General features: G+C 71.7%; 10 protein-coding genes. 2 read left to right on the top strand and 8 right to left on the bottom strand.

Annotated elements, in window-relative coordinates:
* The first annotated feature begins 170 nt into the window (after positions 1 to 170).
* Positions 171 to 632, top strand: coding sequence for a MarR family winged helix-turn-helix transcriptional regulator (locus ACZ6S0_RS34510; protein ID WP_465923504.1), 462 nt, complete (start codon positions 171 to 173; stop codon positions 630 to 632).
* Between the two features lie 370 nt (positions 633 to 1,002).
* Complete coding sequence (locus ACZ6S0_RS34505) at positions 1,003 to 1,359, top strand: hypothetical protein (protein ID WP_465923503.1); 357 nt, start codon at positions 1,003 to 1,005, stop codon at positions 1,357 to 1,359.
* Between the two features lie 187 nt (positions 1,360 to 1,546).
* On the opposite strand, the gene ACZ6S0_RS34500 is transcribed toward ACZ6S0_RS34505, so the two are convergent.
* The 8 genes from ACZ6S0_RS34500 to ACZ6S0_RS34465 form a co-directional block, all read right to left on the bottom strand.
* Complete coding sequence (locus ACZ6S0_RS34500) at positions 1,547 to 2,425, bottom strand: ABC transporter substrate-binding protein (protein ID WP_465923502.1); 879 nt, start codon at positions 2,423 to 2,425, stop codon at positions 1,547 to 1,549.
* Positions 2,422 to 3,528 (bottom strand): LLM class flavin-dependent oxidoreductase, encoded by a 1,107-nt coding sequence (locus ACZ6S0_RS34495; protein ID WP_465923501.1) that lies wholly within the window; start codon positions 3,526 to 3,528, stop codon positions 2,422 to 2,424. Before ACZ6S0_RS34495 ends, ACZ6S0_RS34500 begins: the two co-directional genes overlap by 4 nt.
* The gene (locus ACZ6S0_RS34490) at positions 3,518 to 4,336 is read right to left on the bottom strand and encodes an LLM class flavin-dependent oxidoreductase (RefSeq protein WP_465923500.1); all 819 of its coding nucleotides are present in this window, start codon (positions 4,334 to 4,336) and stop codon (positions 3,518 to 3,520) included. Before ACZ6S0_RS34490 ends, ACZ6S0_RS34495 begins: the two co-directional genes overlap by 11 nt.
* Positions 4,333 to 4,830: an NADPH-dependent FMN reductase gene (ssuE, locus tag ACZ6S0_RS34485; RefSeq protein ID WP_465923499.1), complete on the bottom strand. Its 498-nt coding sequence runs from the start codon at positions 4,828 to 4,830 to the stop codon at positions 4,333 to 4,335. The genes ACZ6S0_RS34490 and ssuE overlap by 4 nt, the downstream gene beginning before the upstream one ends.
* A gap of 97 nt (positions 4,831 to 4,927) precedes the next feature.
* Positions 4,928 to 5,668 carry an ABC transporter ATP-binding protein gene (locus tag ACZ6S0_RS34480; protein WP_465923498.1) on the bottom strand — a complete coding sequence of 247 codons (741 nt, stop codon included), beginning with the start codon at positions 5,666 to 5,668 and terminating at the stop codon, positions 4,928 to 4,930.
* Entirely contained in the window at positions 5,665 to 6,486 is an 822-nt protein-coding gene (locus tag ACZ6S0_RS34475; protein ID WP_465923497.1) for an ABC transporter permease, read from the bottom strand. The genes ACZ6S0_RS34480 and ACZ6S0_RS34475 overlap by 4 nt, the downstream gene beginning before the upstream one ends.
* Entirely contained in the window at positions 6,483 to 7,472 is a 990-nt protein-coding gene (locus ACZ6S0_RS34470; RefSeq protein WP_465923496.1) for an ABC transporter substrate-binding protein, read from the bottom strand. Before ACZ6S0_RS34470 ends, ACZ6S0_RS34475 begins: the two co-directional genes overlap by 4 nt.
* Complete coding sequence (locus ACZ6S0_RS34465) at positions 7,465 to 8,439, bottom strand: ABC transporter substrate-binding protein (RefSeq protein WP_465923495.1); 975 nt, start codon at positions 8,437 to 8,439, stop codon at positions 7,465 to 7,467. Before ACZ6S0_RS34465 ends, ACZ6S0_RS34470 begins: the two co-directional genes overlap by 8 nt.
* Between the last annotated feature and the right edge of the window lie 97 nt (positions 8,440 to 8,536).

The following is an 8,536-nucleotide window of genomic DNA, read 5'->3' as shown; positions in this document are numbered from 1 at the left end:
CAGCAGGAGGGTGGGATCCGCGGGCCGCCCCGCCGTCCGCACACCCAGGGTGACCCCGTTGACGTCAATCGTCGGTTCCATGACCGCGCCCCTTCAGAATTTCGGTTACGTGTAACGAACACTAACCCAAGATCTGTTACATGTCACGAAAAATCATCTACAGTGCATACATGACATCAATGTCGGATGAGCGGGCCCTGAACGCCTGGGCCGCCTACCGCCGCCTGCGACTGTCCCTGGACGCCGACGTGGCCCGCGACCTGGAGCGGGCCTGCGGACTGTCGATGCCGGACTACGACGTCCTGGCCGCGGTGGCCGGCCTGTCCGACGGTGAGCACTGCATCCGGGTCCGCGGCCTCGCCGATCACCTCGGATGGGCGCACAGCCGCCTGTCACGCCAGCTCGGCCGCATGGAAGGCCGGGCCCTCATCGCCAGGGAGAGCTGCGAGCTTGACGGCAGGGGCGAGGACGTCGTCCTCACCAAGGAGGGCCACCGCGCCCACGCGGAGGCCGCGCCCGTCCATCTGGACTCGGTACGGCGCCGCTTCGCCGACCTGCTCACACCCGGGCAACTCACGGCTCTGACCGCCATCACCGCTCGCCTGACCCCTGACGCTCGTACTCCCGGCTAGAAAATTCCCTGCCGAAACTTGGAGCGCGAACGGGTCTTTCGGCGGTGACGGCTGCCCTGGGGCGCTTCCTGCGCTCCTGCCCATGACCAGATCACGTCGTGGAATCGCGGCCGCCCTCCTCCGCCTGACCGTGCCGCTGGAGCGGCGTCGGCGATGCGAATGGTGTCGCCCACGTCGGCCTCATGCCGGAGGTGAGCTCGTACTGCCACTGCTCCATCGCGGTTGTCGTGCTTGACGGTGCCCGGTAATGCTTGCTGAGCCCGGAGGTTACTGTTCCGGGAGCGAATGGGTGCCGGACCGAACATCGGGCCGAAGTGAATTCAGCGAAATTTCAGCGCCGCCTCAGCACAGGTGAGCAAAGTACCCACCCATGATGAAAACAATCCTTGTCGCGTCCCTCTTGGGCATGTCCGTGGCGCTGCCCGCGACCTCGGCTCAGGCCGCCACGTCCGCTGGGACCTCCGCGGAGGCCGTGAACCGAGACAGCCACCGCTGCTCCAACTCGGCCCGCAAGTACGTCAACTACTCGTGGGGCGAAGGCATCTCCAGCGCGACCGTCTACTTCAACAACCACTGCACCGTCCGGCAGAGCGCCAAGCTGCACTTCCGCGACGCGATCGGGTCCAACTACACCGAGTGCATGAGGACCAACGGCGGCACCAAGGGCAAGAAGCGGTGGGACTTCGGGGCCGGTGGCCGCCTGGTCCGCATCACCAAGGGCTGCTGACGACCTCAGCCATGATCGCGTAGTCGCCGACCGGCCGGTTGTCGGCGACCAGCGCGCAATCCCTATGAGACCGTGGGCCGTGGCCAGGCGACCGGCCGGCGCGGAGACGGGCCACGAGGGACGGGCGTTGAGGCGTGCCGCGGCCAGGCACAGGGCCAGGGGGTGGCGGCCGCTCGCTCCGGGTGGTTCAGCGGGTCCGCAGCACCAGTTCGCCGATCTCGGGAAGTACGGCGTCCGCGATCGAGACCTTCTCGATCAGCCCGTTGGCGTGGAAGAGGTCGGCGGCGTGCTGCTGCTCGGCGACGAACTCCTCGCTGACCGGGTGCAGCCCCCAGGGGCGGGTGCGCAGCGCGTGCTCCCAGGCGTCGAGGTCGCCGTCGAACAGGGCGGCCGCCTCGCGCGGGTGCTCCGCGGTCCAGCGGTCGGCCGCCTGGAGCGCGGTGACGATTCTGGCCAGTTCGCCGGGGTGCTCCAGCGCGAAGTCGCGGCGGGTGAACCAGAGCGAGCGGTGGCTGAACAGGCCGTCGGTCTCCACGAGCGTCCGCGTACGCGACTCGACCGGCGTCAGGTACGGGTAGGAGCCCACCCAGGCGTCCACGTCACCGTTCACCAGCAGTTCGGCGGCGTTGCCGTAGGCGTCCACGGGGACGATGTCGCCCCACCCGAGCCCGGCGCGATCGAGGGCCAGCAGCAGGAGCGTCGTCTGCCACGAGCCGTGCCCGAGAGCCACCCGCTTGCCCTTCAGCTCCGCCACGGTGCCGATCGGCGAGTCGTCCCGCACCACCAGGCGGCCGTTCTCGACCCGCGGCTCCGAGATCGCCACGTACACGATGTCGTGCCCCTTGGCCTGGGCGGTGACCGGGGGAGTGGAGCCGGTGCCGATGAAGTCGTACCCGCCGTCGAACAGGTGGTCGCTGTGGGCGGACGGGAGCGCCCTGGTGGGATCGACCGGTGTGCCCCGGCCCAGCGCGTTCAGGTCCACCCACTCGACGCCGGGCAGCAGGTCGCGGTGGCGGGCCACCCACAGGGTGTTGTTCTGCGGGAAGTAGCCGACTCGGGTGGTCATGAGGTGCGTCCTTTCAGTAGCGGCAGTACATGGCGGCCCACGCGGCGGGCCTCTTCGAGATGGGGGATCCCGGCCAGGATGAAGGCGTCCACGCCGAGGTCCAGGAGTTGGTCGAGGCGTTCGGCGACCTGGTGGTAGTCGCCGACCAGGCCGAAGGCGGGGCCGTCGCGCAACTGGCTGAACCCGCCCCACACGTTGGGGGCGACCTCCAGGGTGCGGGGGTCGTCACCGGACCCGGCGAGGAAGGAGCGGCTGCGCCGCACGCCGACGGAGTCGCCGCCCGAACCGCCGCCCGAGTCGTCGCGCGGCCTGGCCTGCCAGCCCTGCCGGATCTCCTCCCACGCCTCCTCCTCGGTCTCCCTGGCCAGCACGTCCACGCGCACGGCGAACCGGGGCGGCGTGGCGCTGTGCGCGCGTACGGCGTCGAACTTCTCCGCCAGCGCGCCGAACGGCTCCAGCCAGGACAGGTAGTAGTCGGCGTGACGGCCGGCGGCGTCGATGGCGGCGGGGGAGGAGCCGGAGAAGAAGATCTCCGGGAACGGCTGCCCGGCCAGTTCCTCCGGCAGCCCCGCGTTCTCCACCTGGTAGAAGCGGCCATGATGGGTGTGCCCGCCGTGCCAGACGCCCTTGAGCACGTCCAGGAACTCCGAAGTGCGCGCGTAGCGGTCGTCGTGGTCCACCTTGTCGCCCCACCAGAGCTGCGCGGGACCGCCGCCGCCGGAGATGACGTTGTAGACGATCCGGCCGCCGGTCGCCCGTTGCAGTGTGGCCGTCATCCGGGCCGCCTGCACCGGGTGCAGGAACCCGGGCTGGAAGGCCACCATGAAGCGGTACGACGTGGTCTCGCGGGCCAGCGTCGCGGCGGCGGCCCACGGGTCGTCGGTGTGCGGGAAGTTCGGCAGCAGCCCGCCGACGAAGCCGGACTCCTCGGCCGCCCGCGCGACCTCGGCCATGTAGTCGGCGTGCGTGTAGCCGTCGTCCCGGCCGTCCCGGACGCCGGGGGCGGTGCCGTGGGGAGCGAATCCGCCCCGGCTGCGGATCCGGCGGCGCAGCGACGGCTGGTCGCCCTCCATGTGGATGCGCCAGTAGATGTCAACCGGCAAGGGTGCGCTCCTTCACGTGTTCGCCGAGGTGGTAGACGTCCTCGGTCTGGAGGAAGAACTCGGTGACGCCGCGCCCCGCGTACTCCTCCACGCGGTCGAGCGAGGCCAGGTGGACGCCGTAGCGCAGGCCGGGCAGCTCGGGGACGAGGGCGTCCAGGTCGTCGTCCTCGGCGAAGACGTGGACGTCCGCGTGCCGCCGCGACAGGGCGAGGGCCTCGGGAGAGGCGCCGGTGAGCTGCACCTCGGGGAAGGGCGGCGCCGACAGCGGCGGGCCGAAGCCGCCCGCGGCGACCTCGTAGAAGTCACCGCGGAAGTCGAACGGGCCACCGTGCCAGACGCCCTTGGCGACGGTCAGGAACTCGTCGGCGCGGGCGTAGCGGTCGGGGCCGGTCAGGAAGTCGCCCTGCGCCCTGGCCACGTCCGCGTCGAGGTCCACCTCGAGCCGCCAGCCCAGCCGGCCGGCGGCGAAGCGCTGCAGCGAGGCCGAGAGCTTGGCCACGTAGACGGGGGTGGCGGCCGCGGCGTGGAACCCGGCGACCACGCGCAGGTGCCGGGTACGGCGCAGGGCGTTCGCGGCGACGGTCAGGGACTCCTGCCCGCCGGGGTCGAACGGCACCAGCGCCCCCGCGAGCCCCGCCAGGTCCGCGGCCACGGCGGTTCGTCCGGCGGGATCGGTCAGGGCGGGCCGCACGTCGGCGACGAACGCGGGCAGTTCCGGCGCGGCGGTGCTCCTGGTGGGGAGGACGGCGTGGAATCGGGCGGCCGCGGGGCCGCCGTCGCGCGAGGGCGTCTCGGGGTGGGGCATCATGCCACCTCCGCCAGGGGCACCTCGGCGAGCAGGGCGTCGATGCGCGGACGCAGGTCCTCGGCCAGCGGCTCGATCTGGGTGTCCAGGACGAACAGGCCACGCGTGACGTGCCGCGCGCCGAGCACGCTCAGCACCGGCCGCAGCGCGTAGTCCACGGCCAGCAGGTGCGCCACGGTGCCGCCGGTGGCGATGGGCACCACCGACTTGCCCGCGAAGGCGCCCTGCGGCAGCACGTCCAGGAACGACTTCAGCAGGCCGGAGTAGGCGGCCTGGTAGATGGGCGTGGCCACGACGATCACCTCGGCCGCCCGCACCAGGCGCGCGGCCCGCGCCAGCTCCGGATGCGTGACGTCGCCGTGCAGCAGGGGTTCGGCGGGCAGGTCCCGCAGGCGCAGGACCGTGGTCGGCCGGTCCAGCCGCCCGGCCAGATGGCCGACCAGCCGACCGGTACGGGAGCCGGCCGAAGGACTGCCGGAGATGAACAGGACGGTCATGTCAGATCTTTCCTAGGAGTTCGGCGGAAACGGGCGAGCTGCCTGCCCCGTCTCTTCGAGGAGCCGGCGCCGCCGCGCCGTCGCGGGCAGCGCGGGGTCACCGCGGCACCTCCTCGCGAGCCGAGCCCGCGTGGGTGTCGACGCCGAGGTCGGCGAGGAGCCGGCGGCGCAGCTCGACGAAGCCGGCGTCCGTCCTGTCGCGCGGCCGGTCGAGACCGACCTGCAGGTCCGTGACGAACCTGCCCTCGCGCAGCACCGCGATCCGGTCGGCGAGCAGGATCGCCTCCTCCACGTCGTGCGTGACCAGCACCACGGCCGGGCGGTGCCGGGCGCACAACTCGGCGATCAGGTCCTGCATGTGCAGCCGGGTGAGCGCGTCGAGCGCGGCGAACGGCTCGTCCAGCAGGAGCAGCTCAGGCTCGCGTACCAGGGCCCTGGCCAGGGCCACCCGCTGGGCCTCACCACCGGACAGCGTCGCGGGCCAGGCGTCGGCGTGCCCGCTCAGTCCCACCTCCGCCAGGGCCGCGAGCCCCTTGGCACGGGCGGAGCGGCCCTGCCCGATGATCACGTTCGCGAGCGCGCGTTTGGAGGGGACGAGCCGCGGCTCCTGGAAGACGACCGTGCGCACCGGCGGCACGAGCACGGTTCCGCCGGTGGCGGCGTCCAGGCCGGCGAGGATGCGCAGCAGCGTGGTCTTGCCCGTGCCGCTCGCGCCGAGCAGCGCGAGGAACTCGCCACGGCGCACGTCCAGGTCCACCCCGTCGAGCACGGCGCGCTCGCCGAAGACCTTGCGCAGCCCTCTCGTCCGTACGGCGAGGCCCGCCGGCTCCGGCCTCATCGGATGCTCACCGCCCTGCGCCAGGGCATCGTCACCCGTTCGACCAGCCGCAGCGTCAGGTCGGCCAGCAGCCCGATCACCGCGTACAGCAGTACGCACAGCGCCAGGATGTCGGTACGCAGGTAGTCGGTGGCGCGGGCCATCAGGTAGCCGAGCCCGGCCGTCACGTTGATCTCCTCGGCCGCGATGAGCGCGATCACGCTGAGCGTGGTGGCCAGGCGCAGCCCGGCGAAGACCGACGGCAGTGCCCCCGGCAGCACGACCTCGCGCGCGATGGCGAGCCTGCCGAGGCCGAACGAGCGCGCCGCCTCGACGACCTTGCGGTCCACGTTGCGCACGCCGCTGGAGACGTTGACGTACATGGGGAAGGTGCAGGCCACGCCGATCAGCAGGATCTTGGACGCCTCCTCGATCCCGAACCAGACGACGAACAACGAGGTCAGCGCCAGGAAGGGGATGGCGCGCAGCGCCTGCATCGAGGAGTCCACGAGTTCCTCGCCGAGCCGGGTGAAACCGGAGACGACGCCGAGCAGCAGGCCGGTGGAGGCGCCCAGCACCAGGCCGAGGCCGGCCCGGGTGATGGAGACGCGCAGCGCCTCGGGGAGCTGGCCGTCGGCCCACAGCTCGCCGAAGGTCGTGACGACGTCTTGGGGACCGGCGAGGACGTCCTCGGTGAGGACACCGGAGGCGGTGGCCGCGTACCAGGCCGCCAGCAGCAGGACGGGGCCGATGGCCCGCAGCGCGAACGTCAGTGCGGGCGCGCGCCCGGCGGCACGGGGTGGGTCCGGGGCGACGAGCCCCTGCGTCGCCACGCTCATGGCTTCGCGTTCCCGAGGGTCGTCACGTCCACGACGTGCGGAGCGACGTCCAGCGGCGCGGTGAGCACCTTCTGGTCGAGGAAGAACTTCGCGACGTCCTGATATTTCGCGATCTCATGGGCGGTGACCGCTTGGGCGGGCTTGCCCTGTTTCTGGAGGTCGACCACCAGGTCCTTCTGCGCGCCCTGCACGGCCTGCGGGCCCGCCTGGGTGAAGACGTTCAGGTACGCCTCCGGGTCGGCGATCTCCTTCGCGCTGCCCTCCTTGATGAACTCGAACAGCGTCTTGACCACCTCGGGATGCTCGTCGAGCAGCTTGTTGGCGGCCACGTAGATCACGTAGTTGTCCGACTTGATGGCCTCGCCGTCGGCCAGGATCCGGGCGTCCAGGTCGGTGACGGCGGGGATGAGGTAGGTGGAGAACGTCGACCAGGCATCCACCTTGCCCGAGCCGAAGACCGGCGCGGTCTGCGGCGGGTTCAGGTAGACGCGCTTGACCGCGTCCACCGGTACCTTGAACGTCTGCAGAGCCTTGAGCAGCAGGTACTCACTGGTGCCCCCGTGCCCGACCGCCACGCTGCGCCCGGCCAGGTCGGCCACCGACTTGATCGGCGAGTCGTTCTTGACCACGATCCCCTCGCCTGGGAGGTCGGGCGGCACCGTGGCGAAGATCTTGAAGCTGGGCTTGACGGCCAGCGCGGTGACGCCGGCGGTGATCGAGCCGGTCGCGACGTCGAGCGAGCCGGCGTTGATGGCCTGGGCGGCGGGGGCGAAGACGGAGAAGTCGCCCACCCACTTGACCTTGGCGTTGACCTTGGCCAGGGCGGCGTCCAGGCTGCCGTCCTTCTTGGCGACGGCGAGGAAGCCGCTGTTGCCCGGGTCCGAGATCCGGACGACCACTTGCTCCTGGGCGGTGGTGGCGCTGGTGCCGCCACCGCAGGCCGCGACCAGGAGGACGAGAGGGACGGCGAGCAGCAGCTTACGCATGGGTGACTCCTTGGAGCGGGGTGTGATCGGCCCAGGCCGCGATGTCCACGGGCGATTCGAGGAATCGGTGGCCGCGCAGGAAGTGCTCCTGCTCGGCCAGCAGGTCGAGGCGTTCGGGTGACAGGTCCAGGTGGAGTGAGGCGCCGGGGACGTAGGCGGCGGCCACGGCGGCCGCGCCCGCGCCGGTCTCTGCGCCGAGGATCCTGGCGACCTCCGCCGGATGGCCGGCGGCCCAGTCGGACGCCCGCAGCAGGACGCCGAGGAAGCGGATGACCACGTCGGGGTGCTCGTCGAGCAGGCGCTGGTGCACGGTGATCGGCCGTGGGGTGCCGTTGTTCACCCGCGCCCGCCGATCCGGCACGGCGTCCAGGTCGATGCCGACCTCCGCGCCATGGCGCAGGGCGGCCTCGACGGCGAGCGCGCCCTTGACGTAGACCGCGTCCACCTTGCCGGCGGCCAGCGCGGCCAGCTCCGTCTCCCATTGGCCGCCGCCCGGCGCGGCCTCGACCTCCACCGGCTCGGCGTCCCCGAGGCCGAGCCCGGCCAGCCCCAGCGCCCCGTGGAAGCCGCGCAGGGCCATGGCCCGCCAGAAGTCGATGACGACGCGGTGCCGGGGCACGGCCAGGCGCAGGCCCTTGAGCTGCGCGGGGTGCTCCAGGGCGGTGCCGGCGCGGACCAGGATGGCCTGCCGCTCCTCGATCCAGGTCAGCCCGATCAGGCGGGTGGCCTCGCCGCGCGAGCGCGCCCAGAGCGCGGGAACGTTGCCGCCTTCGCGGAACAGACCGGTCAGGGCGTGGGTGTAGTGCGTCTCGCGGCGGACGCCGGGGCCGCCGTCCTGCAGGGACCGGACCTCGATCCCGTCGGCGGCGAACTCTCCGGCCAGCCAGCCCAGGTCGGCCGCGATGCCCGTCGCGGTGGGTACGGGACAGCGGGTGAACCAGACGGTGTCGAGCGCGGCTGTGGTCATGCGCGCAAGTTTGCTAGTAAATTGGTAGGAAATGCAAAGAATGTCCCGCGATGCGGGAAGCGCTCTCGGCAGAACCGGCTCTGAGCTGGCCCCAGCT

This window comes from Nonomuraea sp. NPDC051298, assembly GCF_055586305.1.
This window is presented reverse-complemented; position numbering and strand designations above follow the sequence as displayed.